Raw genomic sequence first — 20009 nt, forward strand, 5'->3', positions numbered from 1 at the left:
CTCAAGCGGCCGGGCCTCAGGCCACCGAAGCCGGTCCTATGCGGTCCAGGAGCGTGGGGGTGTCGTGGTGGATGGGGGTGTGGGCGCCGGTGAGCGGGGCGCCGGTGCCGCCGTGGCGGTTGGCGATGATTTCGGCGGCGATGGACAGGGCCGTCTCCTCGGGGGTACGGGCGCCGAGGTCGAGGCCGATGGGTGAGCGCAGCCGGTTGAGTTCGAGCTCGGTCAGGCCCGCGTCGCGCAGGCGGGCGAGGCGGTCCAGGTGGGTGCGGCGGGAGCCCATGGCGCCGACGTAGGCGACGGGCAGGCGCAGGGCGCGTTCCAGGAGGGGGACGTCGAACTTGGCGTCGTGGGTGAGGACGCAGAGCGCCGTGCGGGAGTCGAGATCCTGGGTTTCGAGGTAGCGGTGGGGCCAGTCGACGACGATCTCGTCCGCGTCGGGGAAGCGGGCGCGGGTCGCGAAGACGGGGCGGGCGTCGCAGACGGTGACGTGGTGGCCGAGGAACTTGCCGGCGCGTACGAGTGCGGCGGCGAAGTCGATGGCCCCGAAGACGATCATTCGGGGGGCGGGGACGGAGGTCTCGACGAGGAGGAGGACGGGTTCGCCGCAGCGGGAGCCGTCGGCGCCGATCTCCACGGTGGCGGTGCGGCCCGCGTCCAGGAGGGCGCGGGTTTCGTGGGCGGCGGTGCGGTCCAGGTCCGGGTGTCCGCCGAGGGTGCCGGTGACGCCGCCGTCGGGGCGTACGAGCAGGGCGCGGCCCAGGAGGCGGGCCGGGCCGCCGACGACCCGGGCCACCGCCGCCGCTTCGCCCGAGGCCGCGGCGGCCAGGGCGGCGGCGAGGGTGGCGGCACGGCCCGTGCCGTCCTCCGTACGGGCCGTCCCGCCATCCTCCGGCGCGTCCGGGGCTTCCGCGTCGTACGGCCGTACCGGAGTGACGAGGATGTCGATGACGCCGCCGCAGGTCAGGCCGACCGCGAAGGCGTCCTCGTCGCTGTAGCCGAAGCGTTCGAGGAGGGTGTCCCCGGTGCGGAGCGCTTCCTGGCACAGCTCGTAGACCGCGCCCTCCACGCATCCGCCGGAGACCGACCCGACCGCCGTGCCGTCGCTGTCGACGGCCAGTGCGGCGCCCGGCTGGCGGGGCGCGCTGCCGCTGGTGGCCACGACGGTGGCCACCGCGAAGGGTCGCCCCTGCCGGGCCCACCGGTGCAGCTCGTCGGCGATGTCCAGCATGTCGGTCTCCTTACGGGTGGGTGCGGGCCGGGCGTTACTTGACGCCCAGCCAGTTCTCGATGGGGTGCAGCGAGAAGTAGACGAGGAAGATCAGGCTGAGTACCCACATGAAGGCGCCGACCTCCCGCCACTTGCCCTGTGCGGTCTTGATGGCGGTGTAGGCGATGACGCCCGCGCCGACGCCCGCGGTGATGTTGTACGTGAAGGGCATCAGCGCCACGGTGAGGAACACCGGGACGGCCACCGATCGGTCGCTCCAGTCCACGTGCTTGGCGGCACTCATCATCATCGAGCCGATGACGACGAGGGCGGCTGCCGCGACCTGGGCGGGCACGAGCTGGGTGAGCGGGGTGAAGAAGAGGCAGGCCGCGAAGAACAGGCCGGTGACGACCGAGGACAGGCCGGTACGGGCGCCCTCGCCGACGCCGCTGGCCGACTCGATGAACACGGTCTGTCCGGACGCGCCCGCGACACCGCCGATCGCGCCGCCCGCGCCGTCGACGAACAGCGCCTTGGACAGGCCGGGCATCCGCCCCTTGTCGTCGGCGAGCTTGGCCTCCGTACCGACGCCGATGATCGTCGCCATGGCGTCGAAGAAACCGGCCAGCACCAGGGTGAAGACGATCATGCCGACGGTCAGGGCGCCGATCCGGTCCCAGCCGCCGAACTCGACGTGCCCGAAGAGCCCGAAGTCGGGCGCGGCGACGGCGCTGCCGTGCAGTTCGGGCGAGGTGCCGCCCCAGTCCTTGTCGGTGAGGCCGCCGAGGGTGGTGGCAAGCACGGACAGGATGGTGCCGACGACGATGCCGATGAGGATGGCGCCGGGGACGTTGCGGGCCTGCAGCATGAAGATCAGCAGCAGGGTGACGGCGAAGAAGAGCACCGGCCAGCCGGAGAGTTCGCCGGTCGGGCCGAGCTGTACGGGGCCGCCGGTGCCCTTGCCGACGAAGCCGGCCTTCACCAGGCCGAGCAGGGCGACGAACATGCCGATGCCCATGGTGATGGCGTGCTTGAGGGCCAGCGGGATGGCGTTCATGATCATCTCGCGGAGGCCGGTGACCACCAGGAGCATGATGACGACGCCGTACATCACGCACATCCCCATGGCCTGCGGCCACGTCATGTGCGGGACGACCTGCGAGGTCAGCGCCGCGGAAACGTTCAGCCCGGCGGCGAGGGCCAGCGGCACCCTGCCGACGAAGCCCATGAGCAGGGTGCAGACCGCCGCGCCGAGCGCCGTGGCCGTGACCACGCCCGCACCGGCCAGGGTGTGCTTCTCGACGTCCGGCGTGGCCAGGATGAGGGGGTTGAGCAGGAGGATGTAACACATCGCCATGAAGGTGGTGATGCCGCCGCGCACCTCGCGCGCGACCGTCGACCCTCTGTCGGATATGTGGAAGTACCGGTCGAGCCAGGACCGGCCGGCGGGCTGACGCGTGCCTGCGCCCGCGTCCTCCGCCGTGGTCGGTGGCTCCAGGAACTGCTGGGTCATGGTGCCTTGCTCCCAAGGTTCATAGGGGCCCTCGCGTCACGCGCGCACCGCGCCGCGAGATTTGGGATGGAACATCGGCTGCACGACCCGGGGGACGGCCCAGGCGTTGCGGCGGGGACGGCCGGACGGCTGTCCCCGCCCGCGCGGCTATGTGCCGGTGAGGTGCTCCGGACGGACCGGAGTCCTGTTCAGTTCGAGCCCGGTCGCGTTCCGGATCGCCGCGAGGACGGCCGGGGTGGACGACAGGGTGGGGGCCTCGCCGATACCGCGCAGCCCGTACGGGGCGTGCTCGTCGGCGAGTTCGAGCACATCGACCGGGATGGTCGGCGTGTCGAGAATCGTGGGGATCAGATAGTCCGTGAAGGAGGGGTTGCGGACCTTCGCGGTCTTCGGGTCGACGATGATCTCCTCCATCACCGCGACGCCGAGGCCCTGCGTCGTACCGCCCTGGATCTGGCCGACGACGGAGAGCGGGTTCAGCGCCTTGCCGACGTCCTGGGCGCAGGCCAGTTCGATGACCTTGACCAGGCCGAGTCCGGTGTCCACCTCGACGACCGCGCGGTGCGCGGCGAAGGAGTACTGGACATGGCCGTTGCCCTGGCCGGTGCGCAGGTCGAACGGCTCGGTGGGGCGGTGCCGCCACTCCAGCTCCAGGTCGACCGCCTCGCCCTCCAGGACGTCCGCGAGGCCGGCGAGCACCTCGCCGCCGTCGGTGACGACCTTGCCGGCCTCCAGCAGGAGTTCCGCGGTCGCCCACGCCGGGTGGTACGTCCCGAACTTGCGCCGGCCCAGCTCCAGGACCTTCTCGCGCACGTGCTCGCAGGTGTTCTTCACCGCGCCGCCGGTGACATAGGTCTGCCGGGAGGCGGAGGTGGAGCCCGCCGAGCCGACCCGGGTGTCCGCCGGGTGGATGGTGACCTGGTCGACGCCCAGTTCGGTACGGGCGATCTGCGCGTGGACGGTGACGCCGCCCTGGCCGACCTCCGCCATCGCGGTGTGCACGGTCGCGACCGCCTCGCCGCCGACGACCTCCATCCGGACGCGGGCGGTGGAGTAGTCGTCGAAGCCCTCGGAGAAGCCGACGTTCTTGATGCCGACGGCGTAGCCGATGCCGCGTACGACGTCTTCGCCGTGGGTGGTGTTGGACAGCCCGCCGGGCAGCGCTCGGACGTCGGCGCCCTCGGTGGTCTCCCACTGGTGCTCCGGCGGCAGCGGCATCGCCTTGACGCGGCGCAGCAGTTCGGCGACCGGCGCCGGGGAGTCGACCTCCTGCCCGGTCGGCAGCAGGGAGCCCTGTTCCATGGCGTTCAGCTGGCGGAAGGCGACCGGGTCCATGCCCAGTTTCTTCGCCAGCTTGTCCATCTGCGCCTCGTACGCGAAGCACGCCTGTACGGCGCCGAAGCCGCGCATCGCGCCGCAGGGCGGGTTGTTCGAGTAGAGGGCGATGGCCTCGATGTCCACGTCCTCGACGACGTACGGGCCGACGGCGAGGGAGGAGGCGTTGCCGACGACGGCCGGGGAGGCGGACGCGTAGGCGCCGCCGTCCAGGACGATGCGGCACTTCAGGTGCGTGAGCTTGCCGTCCTTGGTGGCGCCGTGCTCGTACCGGAGCTTGGCGGGGTGCCGGTGGACGTGGCCGAAGAACGACTCGAACCGGTTGTAGACAATCTTGACGGGCTTGCCGGTGCGCAGCGCGAGCAGGCAGGCGTGGATCTGCATCGACAGGTCCTCGCGGCCGCCGAAGGCACCGCCGACGCCGGAGAGCGTCATCCGGACCTTGTCCTCGGGCAGGCCGAGGACCGGCGCGATCTGGCGCAGGTCGGAGTGCAGCCACTGGGTGGCGACGTACAGGTCGACGCCGCCGTCCTCGCCGGGCACCGCGAGCCCGGACTCCGGGCCGAGGAACGCCTGGTCCTGCATGCCGAAGACGTACTCGCCGGAGACGATCACGTCGGCGCGGCGGGCCGCGGCCTCGGCGTCGCCGCGCACGATGGGCTGACGGTGCACGATGTTCGGGTGCGGTACGTGTCCGGCGTGGGAGTCGTCGCGGTTCTCGTGGACCAGCGGCGCGCCCTCGCGGGTCGCCGACTCCTCGTCGGTGACCAGCGGCAGCTCGGCGTACTCGATTCTGATCTTGGCGGCGGCGCGGCGGGCGGTCTCCGGGTGGTCGGCGGCGACCAGCGCGACCGGCTCGCCGTGGTGGCGGACCTTGCCGTGCGCCAGGACGGGCGTGTCCTGGATCTCCAGGCCGTAGTTCTTCACGTCCGTGGGCAGGTCGTCGTAGGTGAGGACGGCGTACACACCGGACTGGGCGAGCGCCTCGGAGGTGTCGATGGAGACGATCTCGGCGTGCGCGACGGTGGAGCGCAGGGTGAAGCCCCACAGCATGTCCTCGTGCCACAGGTCCGAGGAGTACGCGAACTCGCCGGTCACCTTGAGGGTGCCGTCCGGGCGGAGCGTCGAGGCGCCGATGCCCGCGTCGGTCGTGCCGCCCTGGGTGAGGTGGGTGGGTGTGCGGGTGACTCCGGTCATGGTCAGGCCCCCGTTCCGGTGGTCTGCGCGTCGCCGCGGGCGGCGGCGAGCCGGACCGCGTCGAGGATCTTCTCGTAGCCCGTGCAGCGGCACAGGTTGCCGGACAGCGCCTCGCGGATGTCCGCGTCGGACGGCTCCGCGTTGCGCTCCAGCAGTTCGTCGGCGGCGACCAGCAGGCCGGGCGTGCAGAAGCCGCACTGAACGGCGCCCGCGTCGATGAACGCCTGCTGGATCGGCGCGAGCCCGGCCTGTTCACCCGTCCGGCTGTCGGCGGCGGACGGCTTGGCCTGCCGGCGCCGGGCGGCGTCCACGCTCGTACCGGCGGCAGTGCCGCAGGCCCCGGTGGCGCAGCCGCCGCGCTGCGCGCGCTGCTCGGCGAAGTCCGCCAGGCCCTCGACGGTGACGACCTCGCGGCCCTCGGCCTGACCGGCCGCGACCAGGCAGGAGCACACCGGCACGCCGTCCAGGCGGACCGTGCAGGAGCCGCATTCGCCCTGCTCGCAGGCGTTCTTCGAGCCGGGCAGGCCCATCCGCTCGCGGAGCACGTACAGCAGGCTCTCGCCTTCCCATACGTCGTCGGCCTGCTGTTCGCGGCCATTGACGGTGAAGTTCACGCGCACTGGGCGCTCCTCTCGTTGCCGCGGTAGGACTCCCAGGTCCAGCCGAGGGTGCGGCGCGCCATGATCCCTACCGCGTGGCGCCGGTACTTCGCGCTGCCGCGCACGTCGTCGATCGGGTTGCAGGCACCGGCCGCCAGCTCGGCGAACTGCTTCGCCACGGACGGCGGAACGGGCCGCCCCGACTCCCAGCAGCCGCCGTCCTCCAGCGCCGCCGTCAGGAACTCCTCGGCGGCCTTGGCCCGTACGGGCGTGGGCGCGGCCGAGCCGATGCCGGTCCGTACCGTCCGGGTGCGCGGGTGCAGCGCGAGGCCGAAGGCGCACACCGCGATGACCATCGCGTTGCGCGTGCCGACCTTGGAGAACTGCTGCGGTCCGTCCGCCTTGGGCAGGTGCACGGCGCGGATCAGCTCGTCCGGCTCCAGCGCGTTGCGCTTGACGCCCAGGTAGAAGGCGTCGATGGGGATCATGCGGCGGCCGCGTACGGACTCGGCCTCGACCTCGCCGCCGGAGGCGAGCAGCGCCGGGTGCGCGTCACCGGCCGGGGAGGCGGTGCCGAGGTTGCCGCCGACGCCGCCGCGGTTGCGGATCTGCGGGGAGGCCACGGTGTGCGAGGCGAGCGCCAGGCCGGGCAGCTCGGTCCGCAGGTTCTCCATGATCTGCGTGTACGGCACGGAGGCGCCCAGCCGTACGATCTCCTCGCCCACCTCCCACTCCCGCAGGTCGTCGATGCGGTTCAGGTCCAGGAGGTACTCCGGGCGGCGGTGGTCGAAGTTGATCTCGACCATCACGTCGGTGCCGCCCGCGATCGGCACAGCGGTGGGGTGCTCGGCCTTGGCGGCGAGCGCCTCCTCCCAGCTGGCGGGGCGAAGGAAGTCCATACGGGGCTCTCTTCCACGTCTCTTCGGTGCGCCGCGGTGCCGGGCCGGCCGGCGGCGGCGCCGCTCGCGAAATCGGGTCGTCCGCTGCCCGGAACGAGGACCTTCGACTCTCGCGTGCGCCGGGCTGTTCATGTCGTGTTTACGCGGTCGGGCCCAGTGAACGCGCCCCGTACCCGCCGGGTGCAGTCACCGAAACCATGAAGCGGTTGGCTGGCCACGGCGCATGTCTTGTAGATTCGAACGAAAGGCGGGGCCCAGAAACCTCGCGGTATTCCACCGGCAACACCAGACAGAAAAGAACGGCGGGCGAGAGACCATGCGGCTCCGCGCACTCCTGGACACCGGCACGCTCGGCCTGCGGCTGCTGGGCGGCGAGGAGGAACTGGACCGTACCGTGCGCGGCGTGATGACCACCGACCTGCGCGACCCCAGCCGCTACCTGTCCGGCGGCGAGCTGGTGCTGACGGGACTGGCGTGGCGGCGCGAGCCGGCGGACTCCGAGCGGTTCGTGCGCATCCTGGCCTCGGCAGGGGTCGCCGGGCTGGCCGCGGGCGAGGCCGAGCTGGGTTCGGTGCCCGACGACCTGGTGGTGGCCTGCGCCCGGCACCGCCTGCCGCTGTTCTCCGTCGTCGAGGACGTCTCCTTCGCGTCGATCACCGAGTACGTCGTACGGCAGGTCTCCGGCGAGCGCGCGGGCGACCTGGCCGCCGTGGTGGACCGGCACCGGCGCCTGATGACGTCCGGGCCCGCCGGCGGCGGCCCCGAGGTCGTCCTGGACCTGCTCGGCTCCGACCTGGACCTGCGCGCCTGGGTCCTGTCCCCCACCGGCCGGCAGATCGCCGGGTCCACACTGGCCGGATCCGGACCCGCGCTGCCCGCCGAAACCGGCGCCCGGCTGGCGGGCGAGCACCTGGCCGCCTCCCGCACCGGACGCCGCGGCCCCCACCGGCTCCCGCTCGGCGGCACCACGTACTCCCTCTTCCCCATCCGCGGCACCGGCCGGGACCTGCGCGAGACCGTCCTGTCCGACTGGCTGCTGGCCGTCGAGGCGGACGCGGGCGACTGGGCCGAGGAGCGCCTGGACCTGTTGCACGGCGTCACCCAGCTGATCGCCGTCGAACGCGACCGCCGCGACGCGGCCCGTACGGTACGCAGGCGCCTCGCCCAGGAGGTCCTCGAACTGGTCCAGGCGGGCGCCGCGCCCGCCGAGATCGCGGCCCGCCTGCGGGTGGCCGCCCCGGTGCTGCTGCCCGGCCTGGGCACGGCCCCGCACTGGCAGGTCGTCGTCGCCCGCGTCGAGTGGGCGGGCGGGGACGTGCCCGGCGGGCCGGTCGCCCAGACGCTCCTGGAAGAGGTGCTGGTCGACCCGGGTACGTTCGGGCCCGACGCATCCGACCGGATCGCCGTCGCGCACACCGGCGACGAGGCGGTGGCCCTGGTGCCGCTGCCGGCCGTACCGGAGGAGGGCGACGGGCGGGACGGGCGGGACGCGTCCGCCGCCGGTCTCCAGGCCGACACCCTGCTGTCCGTCGTCCAGGAACCGCTGACCCGCGGCCTGGCCGACGACGGACGCCTGACCCTGGGCGTCAGCGCCTCCGTCCACTCGGCGGAGGGGCTGCGCGGCGCCCTGGAGGAGGCCCGGCACGCCCGCCGGGTCGCCGCCGCCCGCCCCGGCCGGGTCTGCGCGGCGGGCCACGAGGAGCTGGCCTCCCACGTCCTGCTGCTGCCCTTCGTCCCCGACGACGTACGCCGCGCCTTCACGGCCCGCCTCCTGGACCCGCTGCGCGACTACGACCGCCGCCACCGCGCCGAACTGGTCCCCACCCTGGAGGCGTTCCTCGACTGCGACGGCTCCTGGACCCGCTGCGCCACCCGCCTCCACCTGCACGTCAACACCCTGCGCTACCGGGTGGGCCGCATCGAGCAGCTGACGGGCCGCGACCTGGCCCGCCTGGAGGACAAGCTGGACTTCTTCCTCGCGCTGCGGATGAGCTGAGGCGGGACCCGTGCGCCTCCTCCGGCGCCGGGCGGGAAGAGGCACATCCGGCCACTCCGGAACGGCCGGTATGCGCCGCCCGGCGGCCGATACACAACTGTTCGCGCACGCCCATTAGTTGACTTGATGTCAGCAAGGGTGGCGCCCCCTGGAGCGGCGTCACCCGTTCGGGGGTATCCCGGCAGCTCCACCGAACAGCGCGCCCGCCGCGCCCCGTTCCCGTCGGCGCCGCGTCCCGCCCGCTCCCCGGGCACATCGTCGGCCCGGAAGGGCGCCGAAGGGATTGTGAAATCATTCACCTTCCCCCTTGGCCGGGCGGCGGAATCCGTGCTGAGATGCGCCCACTGCTTCTCAGAACCAGCTCAACGGTGCGCTCGGGGAGGGCAATGTGGCGGACACCGCCATGTCAGGAGCCGCGGATTCCGCGGGAGCCGCGGAACCCGTGGAATCGGTGCCGGGGATTCCGGCGGCCAGATCGGCGGCCGGGGCGGACGCCCTGGACCGCGCCGTGTGGCGGCTGCGGTCGCGCGGCTGCTGGGACGACGCGGCGGCACTGCTGGAACCACACGCGGCGGGCTTCCCCCCGTACGCGATCCACCGCGCCGCGCTCCTCGTGGAGCGCTGCATGTTCACCGCCACCGGGTGGCCGGCGGCCGAGGACGCACTGCGCGCCGCCGAGGCACTGGCGGGCGACGACGGCGAGCGGGGCGCCGCGGCCTGCGAACGCGGCCAGCTGGCGTACGCCGCCACGGTCCTCGGCGTACGCGACCGCGCCGACGAGGCCCGCTCCGCGCTCGGCCGCGCCGCGGCACTGCTGGCTCCGGGGGCGCCCGGCCGTCCGCTGCTGGACTTCCGGCGCGGCCTGATGGCCGAACACGTCGCCGACAGCCCGGAGTCCGCCCGCGCCGCCTACCGCCGCGCCCACGCGGGCGCCACCGCGCACGGCGACACCCTGCTGCTGTCCTTCACCTGGCGCCACCTCGCCGGCCTCGCCCTGCGCGACGGCGAGCTGGCGGAGGCCCGGCACGGCTTCGGCGAATCCCTGCGCATCCGCGAGGAGCTGGGCTTCCTGGTCGGTACGGCACCGGCGCTGGTCGCCCTCGCCGACGCGGCCCCGCCGGAGGAGGCGGACGGGCTGCGCACCGAAGCCGCCCGCCTCTTCCGCCTGATGGGCGGCGTACCCACCTGGCTCGCCGAGCACCTCTCCGATATCCCGGTGGCGCCCGCGCCCTCCTAGGGACGCGTCCGCCCGGCCGGTGTCCGGGTCCCGGCCGCGGCCGGGGCCCGTGGGCGGACCGGGTCCGGACGCGGGCCGGGCCGCAGGCGGCCGGGGCGCGCGACAGGGGCATATTTCGCTCCGCCCGCCCCACGGACCCCCAATTTGGCCTCAAGTCGCACTGTCCGTGAGCGACTTGGCACTGGATGCTGGTGCGGTTGACTCCCAACCTACGGCAGCGCCTTTCAGGAGGCCTCACCTTGGCAGCAGGAGCACCGCACTCATCGGCCGGCCCGGACTGGGGAAAGGCGGATTTCGAGGCCATCTACGACTGCCCTGATCCCCGTACGTACTTCCGGACGCTGCGCCCGCTCGACTACCAGATCCCCCACCACGGCCAGGGCGCCTTCCGGGCCCTGACCGAGTCCCTGCAACGGCACCGTTCCGGACGTTCGCCGCTCCAGGTCGTCGACCTGTGCTGTTCCTACGGCGTCAACGCCGCGCTGCTGAACCACAAGCTGGGCCTCGCCGACCTGTACGACCGGTACACCGACACGCAGGAGACCGCCGGCCTGCGGACGGGCCGGCTGGCCGACGAGGACCGGACGTTCTTCGACGAGCTGCGGCGTCCCGAAGCGGTACGGACCATCGGCATCGACGCGGCCCGGCACGCCGTCGGCTACGCCGAGCGCGTGGGCCTGCTGGACGCCGGGTTCGCCGAGAACCTGGAGGCCGCGGAGCCCACCGCGCGGCTGCGCGGCGCGCTGGAGGGCACCGACCTGATCACCGTGACGGGCGGCGTGGGGTACATCTCCGCCACCACCTTCGGCCGGCTGCTCGCCTGTACGCCCACCGCGCCGTGGGTCGCCGCGTTCGTCCTGCGGACCGTGTCGTACGCGCCGGTCGCCGCGCTGCTCGACGACGCGGGCCTGGTGACCGAGCGGCTGCCCGGACGCACCTTCCGGCAGCGCCGGTTCGCCGACCTCGCGGAGCGCCGGGCCGCCTTCGGCGCGCTCCAGGCACGGGACCTGGACACCACCGGCAAGGAGTCGGACGGCTTCTACCACGCGGACCTCTACGTCTCCCGGCCCGCGGCGGACGTGGCCGCGCTGCCCCTGGAGCGGCTGCTCCCCTGAGGACCGCCGCCGCGGCGCAGCGGCGGACACGGCACCGCCGCCCGCGGGCGCACGGCAATGACGCGCTCAGTGCGGGCGGCGGGCCGGGGCCAGGTGCGCGCGGGCGATCCGCTCGACGATCGCGTACTCCCGCGCCGTCAGGGCGTCCAGCAGCGCCGTGTGCTCGGACGCGGCGGCGAGCAGGTCGGCCGTGCGGGGCGCGGGGCCGCCGGGCACCGGCCACTGCGTACGGCGGTGCAGGTCGTCGGCGACCAGGAGGAGCTGACGGTTGCCGGTGAGTGTGAGCAGCGCGTGGTGGAAGGCGTGGTCGGCCTCCGCGTAGCCGGCGCGGTCGCCGCGGGCGGCGGCGCCGACGCCGGCGGCGGCCAGCGGGCGCAGTTCCTCCCACCGCTCGGCCGGCAGCGCCCGCGCCAGCCGCAGCAGCGCCGGCACTTCCAGCATCGCGCGGACCTCGGCCAGCTCCGCGAGGTCGCGGTGGGTGCGTTCGGCGACGCGGAAGCCGCGGTTGGGGGCGACTTCGACCGCGCCTTCACCGGCGAGCAGCTGCATGGCCTCCCGGACGGGCGTGGCGGAGACGCCGTAGCGGACGGCGAGCGCGGGGGCCGAATAGACCTCGCCGGGGACCAGTTCGCCGGATATGAGGGCCTCGCGGAGGGCGGCCAGCACCTGGCCGCGCACCGAGTGGCGCTGCGGCTGCTTGCGCGGGGGCAGGGGGACGGGCACGAACGCCGTTGCGGGGTCGGGGACACCGGTCCGGTGCTCGTACGCGGTGTCCGGCCGCGCGTCGGGCCCGGCGTGCGCGGTGGGGTGCTCCGCGGGCGCGTCGTGTCCGGTGTGCTCGCCCCGCACGGGCTGCGAGCCGCCCTGCGCGGGCACCTGTGCGCGCAGGCGCGGCGCCGGTTCCGCTCTGCCCTGCTCCATGCGGGTTCCTCCTCACGTCCTCCAGCACCATAGGCGCCCCTTGTGACAGTGCAAACCCGGCTCAAAACCACCGAAGATCGGGTAAGGTAAGCCTTACCTGCCCACGACCGCGATATCGGTGGAGTCCCGCATGGCCTCTCTGCTCGCCGCCCGGCCGCGCATCGAACCCTTCACCGGGGCCTGGACCCGGCTGGCCGAAGTGTTCCCCGGACTGCGGGTGTCCGCCTGGGAGACGGCGGCGCCGCAGGGCGAGGGCTGGGTGACGGCCGCCGAGCTGGCCACCGACCCGGCAGCCCTGGACACCTTTCTGGCCTGGGACGACGCACAGGTGGTGCAGGACTACGGGCAGCGGGCCCGCCCCGACGTCGTCGCCGCCTTCGCCCTGCACCGCTACGCCTGGCCCGCCTGCCTGCTGATCACCATCCCCTGGTTCCTGCACCGCAGGGTGCCGCGGCTGCCCGTCGGGGATGTCGCCCATCACCGGGAGCAGGGCCGGATGGCCGTACGCATCAGCTCGTTCGCGTGCCTGCCCGGAGACCCGGCGGCGGAGCTGCCCGGCGCCCGGGTCGTCCGCGACGAGGAGGCACTGCGCGCCGAGGTGCGGGAAGCGGTCGCCGAACACCTCGGTCCGGTCCTGGACGGCTTCCGGCCCCGCCTGCGGCGCGGGCCCCGGGCCCTGTGGGGCATGGTGTCGGACGAGATCGCCGAAGGCCTGTGGTACCTGGGCCACCTGCTGGGCGAGGAGCCGCGCGCGGTGGCCGAGCTGAAGCGGCTGCTGCCGGGCGGCACGGCCCCCTACCCGGGCGGCGCCGCCTTCCGCGAGCTGACGGGCCCGGACGGCGCGGCACTGCCCACCCGGGACCGGGCGAGCTGCTGCATGTTCTACACGCTGCGCCCCGAGGACACCTGTGTGACCTGCCCGCGTACGTGCGACGCGGATCGCATCAAGCGCCTCACCGCAACCACCTGACACCCACACCACCCGATCGGGTCGGCAGATTCGAACCCAACCCCGCTTCCTCCTGAGGGAGTTCGAACCGAACACACCTATCCGTAGGCCCCCGCACCTCCCTTGGCGCCCTCTTGCCCGGAAACCCCCGGAGGAGCGGACGGATTCCGCCAGGATGTCGCGCGAAACCGCGTTCGCCGAGGCAAGGGGCCCCATGGTGAGAATTACTGATATATCGCTGAATTGGCTGGCTCCGGGAGTCCTGCTGCTCGTCGGCATCCTCTCCACCGTGTTCGTGCTCGTGCGCGGCAAGCGCACGGCCGACGCGGCGGCGAGTGGCGAAGACTCCTGGGAGCGCACCGAGGAACGCCGGCGCCGCAAGGAGGCCGTGTACGGCACCGCCTCGTACCTGCTGCTGTTCTGCTGCGCGGCGGTGGCGGCGGCCCTCTCCTTCCACGGGCTGGTCGGCTTCGGCGTGACCAACCTCAACCTCTCCGGAGGCTGGGAGTACCTGGTGCCCTTCGGGCTCGACGGCGCGGCGATGTTCTGCTCCGTGCTCGCCGTGCGCGAGGCCAGCCACGGTGACGCCGCGCTCGGCTCGCGGCTGCTCGTCTGGCTGTTCGCAGGAGCCGCCGCCTGGTTCAACTGGGTGCACGCGCCCAGGGGCTTCGGCCACGACGGCGCGCCCCAGTTCTTCGCCGGGATGTCCCTGTCGGCGGCGGTCCTCTTCGACCGGGCGCTCAAGCAGACCCGGCGGGCCGCCCTGCGCGAACAGGGTCTGGTGCCGCGCCCGTTGCCGCAGATCCGTGTCGTACGGTGGCTGCGGGCCCCCCGGGAGACCTTCGGAGCCTGGTCGCTGATGCTGCTGGAAGGCGTACGGACCCTGGACGAGGCCGTCGAAGAGGTACGCGAGGACCGGCGGCAGAAGGAGCAGAACCGTCACCGCAGGCGGGAGCGGGACAAGCTGGACCGGGCCCGTATCAAGGCCATCAACCGCCAGCACCGGCACTGGAGCCGCGGCCGCAGCGGACGGCAGCTGCCGCTGACGGCGGGCGCCCCGACGGCACACGGCTCCCCCGCCGCCGCGCAGCAGGCCGGCGCGGAACCTGCAATATCCGGCGACCCGGAATCCCTGCCGCCCGGACCGCTGCCCGCGGGGTCCGACCCTCTGCATCCGGTCGGCTCCCGGCCGGCGCTGAAGGCCGTGCACGGCCCTGGCGCTGAGCCCGCGGGCGCGTACCAGCGGACCGTGGACCTGACCGCCGAGGACGACACCCAGGCGCTGCCCCGGCTGGACTCCCTGGAAGAGAAACTGGCCCAGATCGAAAAGCAGTTCGGCTGACCCGCGGCGGACCGAGCCCGCACCCCCGGCCTATCGTCAGGCCGGTCCGCCGCCCAGCTCGAACCAGACGCATTTGCCCACGCCGTGGGCTTTTACCCCCCACGCGTCCGCGAGGGAGTGCACCAGCATCAGCCCCCTCCCCGAGGTACCGTCCGTCGTCGGCGGGCGCAGTCTGGGCCGCCGCCCGACGAAGTCCCGTACCTCCACGCGCAGCCGGTCGGTGACCGTGGCGGTCACGACGGCGCCCCCGTTCGTGTGCACGAGGGCGTTGGTGACCAGTTCACTGATGAGCAGTTCCGCTATGTCGGCGTCTTCGGACTCCCCCCACTGGCGCAGCAGCTGACGCAGTTCGGCGCGTACGCCGGCCACCGCCGTCAGGTCGGCACGCCGCAGTGTGCGCTCCATCTTCCCCGGCAGCCGGGTCCCGTTGCGGACGCCACCGTTTCCGTCCACCGGTCCGGCTCTCTCCTCGCGCCGCACAGACTGACGCTTCATCCTCCCCGCCCCGAACGCTTTCCGTGCCGTAGCCTCGAACAGCTTCACGGTCATGCATGCCCACCGGACCCGGTGCCATGCTTCGGCCCGCGAGACGGCGGGACAGCAGACCGCAGGCATGTGCCTGCGGCTCACCTCGGAGAACGTCCGCCCCGAGCCGGTCCGCGGCCGCGCCGCCGGAGCGGCCGGGGACGGCAGCGGGGACCGCCGCGGGGACGACGGCGGGGACGGCCGCGCCAAGGGTGACACCAGAGCGATCACCGGGTGGCACACAACCCGCCCTCCGAGTGGCACCACCATGGCACCATCACAGCATCACACCGCACCCGAAGCGGCGCCACGACACCCCGTTTCAGAGAAGAAACCCCAGCTCAAAGCAGGTGAGCGCCAAAAGTGCGCCACTCTGGCTCGCCATGGCGCCATGCATGTGCCATGATGGCGTCATGGACCTCACGCCCTACGTCGACAACCTCCGGCAGGAACTGGCCGTCGCCGCGGACGCGGGCGGCGACGACGCCCGCGCCCTCGCCGAGCGGCTCACCGCCCCCCTGGAGTCCGCCGCCCGCCTGACCCTCCTCAACGCGCTGTCCGCCGCCATGGGCGAGGTCACACGGGAGCTGGCGCCGGGCTCGGTCGACGTACGGCTGCGCGGTCTCGACCCGGAGTTCGTGGTGACGGCCCCGCCCGCCCCCGAACCGGTCCGGGAAGCGCGGGAACCGGCCCCGGAACCCGTCACGGCCACGCCGCCTCCGCCGCCCGGGGACGCCGACGACGGCGCCATGGCGCGCATCAACTTCCGCCTCCCCGCCCACCTCAAGGCCCGCGCCGAGGCCGTCGCGGCGGCGGAGGGCCTGTCGGTCAACGCCTGGCTGGTGCGGGCCGTGTCCACCGCCCTCGACGGCGGACAGCGCGCGAGCCCGCAGGGCCGCGGCAAGGACACGGGCGGCCGGAGCTTCACCGGCTGGGTCCGCTAGCCCCCCGCCCCACCCCACTTTCACCGGCGGATCGCCGATCCCGCCGACGTCACCCTTCACCCGCCTCACCAGCGGGTTCACCCACTTGAGCCAAGAGGACGGGACAGCCATGCCTACGTTCGAAACGCCCGAACCGATCATCGCCACCCTTGAGCTGGACTGCGGCACCGCCCGCATCACCGCGGGCAAGCGCACCGACACGGTCGTGGAGGTGCTGCCGCGCAACGCGTCCGACGACAAGGACGTACACGCCGTGCAGCAGACCGAGGTCACCTGCTCGGGCGGCCGCCTCACGGTCAGGACGCCGAAGAAGCGGTCCCTGTTCGGCAAGCCGGGCGCCATCGAGGTGAGCGTCGAACTGCCCGCCGGTTCCGAGGTCCGGGCCACCACCGGCATGGGCGGCCTCTCCTGCGAAGGCCGTCTCGGGTACGTCACGCTCAAGACCTCGCTCGGCGACGTCCAGGCCGACGAGGTGGCCGGCGGCGACCTCAGGACCGCCACCGGGGACATCCGCCTGGACCGCTCCACCGGGGACATCGAGGTCGTCGGCTCGGGGCGGATCGAGATCGGCACCGTCACCGGCACGGCGACCGTCAAGAACAGCAACGGCGCGACCGAGATCAACGAGGTCTCCGGCGACCTCTCGGCCAGTGCCGCCAACGGCGACATCTCCGTCGGCACCGCGCACGGCAACGTCGGCGCCAAGTGCGCCAACGGCCGTATCGATGTCGGCGTCGCCCACGCCGGGGTCGACGCGATGTCCTCCACCGGCGGCATCCGCGTCGGCGACGTCGCCCGCGGCCGCATCGACCTGCGTACCTCCGTCGGCGACCTCGAAGTCGGCATCCACGAGGGCACCGCGGCCTGGCTCGACCTGCACCCCAAGTTCGGCACGGTACGCAACTCGCTCGGCGCCGCCGACGGCCCCGCGGACTCCGACGAGACCGTCGAGGTGCACGCCCGGACCGCCACCGGCGATGTCATCATCCGCCGCGCCTGACCAGGCGTACCCCAGCCCTTCATCCGTGAAAGGAAAACGCGGCATGACCGTCACGCAGATATCCGCGCCCACCGTCGCGAACACGACGGCGCCGGCGATCACCGCCACCGGGCTGCGCAAGTCCTACGGCGACAAACTCGTGCTCGACGGTATCGACCTGAACATCGCCGAAGGCACCGTCTTCGCGCTGCTCGGTCCCAACGGCGCCGGCAAGACCACCACGGTGGAGATCCTCTCCACGCTCATCGCCGCCGACGCGGGCGAGGCCCGGATCGCGGGCCGCCATCTGACCCGGGACGCCGACGCGGTGCGCTCCGCGATCGGCGTCACCGGCCAGTTCTCGGCCGTCGACAATCTGCTGACCGCCGAGGAGAACCTGCTCCTCATGGCGGATCTGCACCACCTCGACCGGCGCGAGGGCAAGCGGCGGGCCAAGGACCTGCTGCGCCGTTTCGACCTGTCCGAGGTGGCCCGCAAGAACGCCGTCACCTTCTCCGGCGGTATGCGGCGCAAGCTGGACCTGGCGATGACCCTGGTCGGCGATCCGCGGATCATCTTCCTCGACGAGCCCACCACCGGACTCGACCCGCGCAGCCGGCGCACCATGTGGGAGATCATCCGAGGGCTCGTCGCCGACGACGGCGTGACCATCTTCCTGACCACCCAGTACCTCGAAGAGGCCGACCAGCTCGCCGACCGCATCGCCGTGCTGGACCACGGCAGACTGATCGCCGAGGGCACCGCCGACGAGCTGAAGCAGCGTATCCCCGGCGGCCACATCCGGGTGCGGTTCGCCGACGCCCGGAGCCTGGACACCGCCGCGGGCGTCTTCGGCATCGCCACCCGCGACCAGGAATCCCTCACCCTGCAGATCCCCGGCGACGGCTCGCTCCCCAGCCTGCGGTCCGTCCTGGACACCCTGGAAACCACCGCCGTCCAGGCCGAGTCGCTCACCGTGCACACCCCCGACCTCGACGACGTCTTCCTGACCCTCACCGGTCAGCCCCGCCCCGGCGGCACCGCCGCACCGACCAAGGAGAACGTCTGATGGCCGCCCTGTCCTACGCCGCCAGAGACTCCAGGACGATGCTGCGGCGCAACCTCAAGAAGGCCCTGCGCTATCCGTCCTTGACGCTCTCTGTCGTCATCATGCCCATCGTGATGCTGCTGCTGTTCAACTACGTCTTCGGCAGCGCGCTGGGCACCGGCATCAGCGGCCTGCCCGCCGGCAACGGCGCGTACATCGACTACCTCGCGCCCGGCATCATCCTGATGGCCGCCACGTCCGGCGCCCTGACCACCGCGATCAGCGTCTGCGTCGACAAGACCGAAGGCATCGTCAACCGCTTCCGTACGATGCCGATCTCCCGGGCCTCGTTCCTGACCGGCCATGTCGTCGGCAGTGTGATCCAGACGATGACCAGCATCGCGCTCGTCACCGGCGTCGCGCTCCTCATGGGCTTCCGGCCCGACGCCACGCCCGTCGAATGGCTCGCCGCCATCGGCCTGCTCGCCTTCCTCACCCTGGCGCTGACCTGGCTCTGCGCCGGTATCGGACTGGTCGCCAAGAGCGTCGAGACGGCGAGCAACATCCCGATGCCGCTGACGTTCCTGCCGTTCCTCGGCAGCGCCATCGTGCCGACCGACTCGATGCCCGCCGGCCTGCGCTGGTTCGCCGAGTACCAACCGTTCACCCCGGTCATCGAGACCCTGCGCGGCCTGTGGCTCGGCACCGGGATCGGCTCCAGCGCGGTCCTCGCGCTCGCCTGGTGCGTGGGCCTCAGCCTGGTCGGCTACCTGTGGGCGCGCCGCACCTTCAAGGCCGGGTCCAAGCGGTAACCGCCGTCCCCTTCACACCACTTCACCCATGTGCACCTCACACGCCTCACCCACCTCACCCGAAGACCACAGGAGGACCCGATGTCGCACGACCAGACGGCCGCCGACACCACCGCCGCCGCCCTTACCGCCGAAGACCTGCCCACCCTGCCCACCGACCGGCGTACCGGCTGCCCCTTCGACCCGCCCGCCGACCTCACCGCGCTGAGCGACCAGCCGCTGCGCCGCCTGCGCTACGTCGGCGGACACGAAGGCTGGCTGGCCACCGGGCACGCCGCGGCCCGCATGGTCCTGTCCGACCCCCGGTTCAGCGCGCGCTACGAACTCCTGCACGTGCCGATGCCGATAGTGGGCATGGAGGAGACGGCAGAACTGCCGGCGGCGACGACCGGCGACTTCCTCGGTCTCGACGCCCCCGGGCACACCCGCTTCAGGCGGCTGCTCACCGGCAGGTTCACGGTCCGCAGGATGCGTCAACTCAGCGAACGCGTAGCGGAGTTCACGACTGAATGCCTGGACGCCATGGAGCAGGCCGGACCCACCGTCGACCTGGTGGAGGCGTTCGCGCGGCCGGTGCCCGCGCTCGTCATCTGCGAAATGCTCGGCGTGCCCTACGCCGACCGGGACCGCTTCCAGGAACACGTGGCGACCTTCTTCGACCAGTCCGCCGACTTGGAGGTCAGGAGTGAGGCGTTCACGGCCGTCCACCGTTTCATCAGCGAACTCGTGGCCGCCAAGCGCGCCGAACCCACCGACGACCTGCTCAGCGATCTGACCGCCTCCGACCTCACGGAGGAGGAGCTGATCGGGGTCGGCGGAGTACTCCTGGCCGCCGGACTCGACACCACCGCGAACATGCTCGGCCTCGGCACCTTCGCCCTGCTGAGCAACCCCGGCCAGCTGGCCGCCCTGCGCGCCGACCCGGGCCTCGCCGAGCAGACCGTCGAGGAACTGCTGCGCTACCTCAGCGTGGCCGACCCCATCCTGCGCGCCGCTCTCGAAGACGTCGAGATCGAAGGTCAGATGATCAAGGCCGGTGAGACGGTGACCGTGTCCGTCCAGGCCGCCAACCGCGACGCGCACAAGTTCCCCGACCCCGACCGGCTCGACATCCACCGCAAGGCCACCGGCCACCTCGCCTTCGGCCACGGCCCCCACCAGTGTCTGGGCCAGCAGCTCGCCCGCGTCGAGATGACCGTCGCGTTCCCGGCGCTGCTCGCCCGCTTCCCCACCCTGCGTCTCGCGGTGCCGCCGCAGGAAGTGCCGCTGCGCGACCGGGCCAACATCTACGGCGTGATCAGCCTGCCCGTCACCTGGGACCAGGAGCAGCCCTCATGAACGGCCTTCCCACAGGCTCCCCGGACCGGAGGCGCCCCGTGGAGTCACCGGAC

Annotated in this window: 17 protein-coding genes; 10 read left to right on the plus strand and 7 right to left on the minus strand. The window is 72.7% G+C overall.

Annotated elements, in window-relative coordinates:
- Positions 1-16: 16 nt before the first annotated feature.
- The 5 genes from A6A06_RS26585 to A6A06_RS26605 form a co-directional block, all read right to left on the minus strand.
- Positions 17-1228 (minus strand): XdhC family protein, encoded by a 1212-nt coding sequence (locus tag A6A06_RS26585; protein ID WP_073764001.1) that lies wholly within the window; start codon positions 1226-1228, stop codon positions 17-19.
- A 34-nt stretch (positions 1229-1262) separates the two neighbouring features.
- On the minus strand, positions 1263-2720 hold the full coding sequence (locus tag A6A06_RS26590; RefSeq protein WP_073764002.1) for an NCS2 family permease: 1458 nt from the start codon (positions 2718-2720) through the stop codon (positions 1263-1265).
- Between the two features lie 147 nt (positions 2721-2867).
- Complete coding sequence (locus A6A06_RS26595) at positions 2868-5252, minus strand: xanthine dehydrogenase family protein molybdopterin-binding subunit (protein ID WP_073764004.1); 2385 nt, start codon at positions 5250-5252, stop codon at positions 2868-2870.
- Between the two features lie 2 nt (positions 5253-5254).
- Positions 5255-5872, minus strand: a complete 618-nt coding sequence (locus A6A06_RS26600) for a (2Fe-2S)-binding protein (protein ID WP_073764006.1) — start codon at positions 5870-5872, stop codon at positions 5255-5257.
- The gene (locus A6A06_RS26605; RefSeq protein ID WP_073764008.1) at positions 5863-6750 is read right to left on the minus strand and encodes an FAD binding domain-containing protein; all 888 of its coding nucleotides are present in this window, start codon (positions 6748-6750) and stop codon (positions 5863-5865) included. Before A6A06_RS26605 ends, A6A06_RS26600 begins: the two co-directional genes overlap by 10 nt.
- Positions 6751-7066: 316 nt before the next feature.
- Between A6A06_RS26605 and A6A06_RS26610 the strand changes: the two genes are divergently transcribed.
- The 3 genes from A6A06_RS26610 (at position 7067) to A6A06_RS26620 (ending at position 11098) form a co-directional block, all read left to right on the plus strand.
- Positions 7067-8746 (plus strand): PucR family transcriptional regulator, encoded by a 1680-nt coding sequence (locus A6A06_RS26610; protein ID WP_073764010.1) that lies wholly within the window; start codon positions 7067-7069, stop codon positions 8744-8746.
- Between the two features lie 403 nt (positions 8747-9149).
- Entirely contained in the window at positions 9150-9983 is an 834-nt protein-coding gene (locus A6A06_RS26615) for a hypothetical protein (RefSeq protein ID WP_242440991.1), read from the plus strand.
- Positions 9984-10222: 239 nt separating this feature from the next.
- The gene (locus tag A6A06_RS26620; RefSeq protein ID WP_073764012.1) at positions 10223-11098 is read left to right on the plus strand and encodes a hypothetical protein; all 876 of its coding nucleotides are present in this window, start codon (positions 10223-10225) and stop codon (positions 11096-11098) included.
- Positions 11099-11164: 66 nt separating this feature from the next.
- On the opposite strand, the gene A6A06_RS26625 is transcribed toward A6A06_RS26620, so the two are convergent.
- Positions 11165-12019 (minus strand): GntR family transcriptional regulator, encoded by an 855-nt coding sequence (locus A6A06_RS26625; RefSeq protein WP_073764014.1) that lies wholly within the window; start codon positions 12017-12019, stop codon positions 11165-11167.
- A 130-nt stretch (positions 12020-12149) separates the two neighbouring features.
- On the opposite strand from A6A06_RS26625, the gene A6A06_RS26630 reads away from it, so the two are divergent.
- Both A6A06_RS26630 and A6A06_RS26635 read left to right on the plus strand, forming a co-directional pair.
- Entirely contained in the window at positions 12150-12989 is an 840-nt protein-coding gene (locus tag A6A06_RS26630; protein ID WP_073764016.1) for a (2Fe-2S)-binding protein, read from the plus strand.
- 196 nt (positions 12990-13185) lie between these two features.
- Entirely contained in the window at positions 13186-14310 is a 1125-nt protein-coding gene (locus A6A06_RS26635) for a DUF2637 domain-containing protein (protein WP_073764663.1), read from the plus strand.
- 36 nt (positions 14311-14346) lie between these two features.
- On the opposite strand, the gene A6A06_RS26640 is transcribed toward A6A06_RS26635, so the two are convergent.
- Positions 14347-14715, minus strand: coding sequence for an ATP-binding protein (locus A6A06_RS26640; RefSeq protein WP_073764665.1), 369 nt, complete (start codon positions 14713-14715; stop codon positions 14347-14349).
- A gap of 533 nt (positions 14716-15248) precedes the next feature.
- Here A6A06_RS26640 and A6A06_RS26645 point away from each other — a divergent pair.
- From A6A06_RS26645 to A6A06_RS26665, 5 genes are all read left to right on the plus strand, one after another.
- Positions 15249-15779 carry a toxin-antitoxin system HicB family antitoxin gene (locus A6A06_RS26645; RefSeq protein WP_073764018.1) on the plus strand — a complete coding sequence of 177 codons (531 nt, stop codon included), beginning with the start codon at positions 15249-15251 and terminating at the stop codon, positions 15777-15779.
- Positions 15780-15888: 109 nt separating this feature from the next.
- Positions 15889-16779, plus strand: coding sequence for a DUF4097 family beta strand repeat-containing protein (locus tag A6A06_RS26650; RefSeq protein WP_073764020.1), 891 nt, complete (start codon positions 15889-15891; stop codon positions 16777-16779).
- Positions 16780-16822: 43 nt separating this feature from the next.
- Positions 16823-17827 (plus strand): ATP-binding cassette domain-containing protein, encoded by a 1005-nt coding sequence (locus A6A06_RS26655; RefSeq protein WP_073764022.1) that lies wholly within the window; start codon positions 16823-16825, stop codon positions 17825-17827.
- Positions 17827-18618: an ABC transporter permease gene (locus tag A6A06_RS26660; RefSeq protein ID WP_073764024.1), complete on the plus strand. Its 792-nt coding sequence runs from the start codon at positions 17827-17829 to the stop codon at positions 18616-18618. Before A6A06_RS26655 ends, A6A06_RS26660 begins: the two co-directional genes overlap by 1 nt.
- An 81-nt stretch (positions 18619-18699) precedes the next feature.
- On the plus strand, positions 18700-19956 hold the full coding sequence (locus A6A06_RS26665; protein ID WP_073764026.1) for a cytochrome P450: 1257 nt from the start codon (positions 18700-18702) through the stop codon (positions 19954-19956).
- The last annotated feature ends 53 nt before the right edge of the window (positions 19957-20009 follow it).

This window comes from Streptomyces sp. CB02923 (assembly GCF_001905005.1).
Classification (GTDB): Bacteria; Actinomycetota; Actinomycetes; order Streptomycetales; family Streptomycetaceae; genus Streptomyces.

Excerpts from the sequence above, each read along its gene's own strand:
- A6A06_RS26655 (WP_073764022.1), top strand. The coding sequence starts at position 16,823 with ATGACCGTCACGCAGATATCCGCGCCCACCGTCGCGAACACGACGGCG.
- A6A06_RS26630 (WP_073764016.1), top strand. The coding sequence starts at position 12,150 with ATGGCCTCTCTGCTCGCCGCCCGGCCGCGCATCGAACCCTTCACCGGG.
- A6A06_RS26610 (WP_073764010.1), top strand. The coding sequence starts at position 7,067 with ATGCGGCTCCGCGCACTCCTGGACACCGGCACGCTCGGCCTGCGGCTG.
- A6A06_RS26640 (WP_073764665.1), bottom strand. The coding sequence starts at position 14,715 with ATGGAGCGCACACTGCGGCGTGCCGACCTGACGGCGGTGGCCGGCGTA.
- A6A06_RS26665 (WP_073764026.1), top strand. The coding sequence starts at position 18,700 with ATGTCGCACGACCAGACGGCCGCCGACACCACCGCCGCCGCCCTTACC.
- A6A06_RS26650 (WP_073764020.1), top strand. The coding sequence starts at position 15,889 with ATGCCTACGTTCGAAACGCCCGAACCGATCATCGCCACCCTTGAGCTG.
- A6A06_RS26625 (WP_073764014.1), bottom strand. The coding sequence starts at position 12,019 with ATGGAGCAGGGCAGAGCGGAACCGGCGCCGCGCCTGCGCGCACAGGTG.
- A6A06_RS26595 (WP_073764004.1), bottom strand. The coding sequence starts at position 5,252 with ATGACCGGAGTCACCCGCACACCCACCCACCTCACCCAGGGCGGCACG.
- A6A06_RS26645 (WP_073764018.1), top strand. The coding sequence starts at position 15,249 with ATGGACCTCACGCCCTACGTCGACAACCTCCGGCAGGAACTGGCCGTC.
- A6A06_RS26585 (WP_073764001.1), bottom strand. The coding sequence starts at position 1,228 with ATGCTGGACATCGCCGACGAGCTGCACCGGTGGGCCCGGCAGGGGCGA.
- A6A06_RS26590 (WP_073764002.1), bottom strand. The coding sequence starts at position 2,720 with ATGACCCAGCAGTTCCTGGAGCCACCGACCACGGCGGAGGACGCGGGC.
- A6A06_RS26660 (WP_073764024.1), top strand. The coding sequence starts at position 17,827 with ATGGCCGCCCTGTCCTACGCCGCCAGAGACTCCAGGACGATGCTGCGG.
- A6A06_RS26605 (WP_073764008.1), bottom strand. The coding sequence starts at position 6,750 with ATGGACTTCCTTCGCCCCGCCAGCTGGGAGGAGGCGCTCGCCGCCAAG.
- A6A06_RS26615 (WP_242440991.1), top strand. The coding sequence starts at position 9,150 with ATGTCAGGAGCCGCGGATTCCGCGGGAGCCGCGGAACCCGTGGAATCG.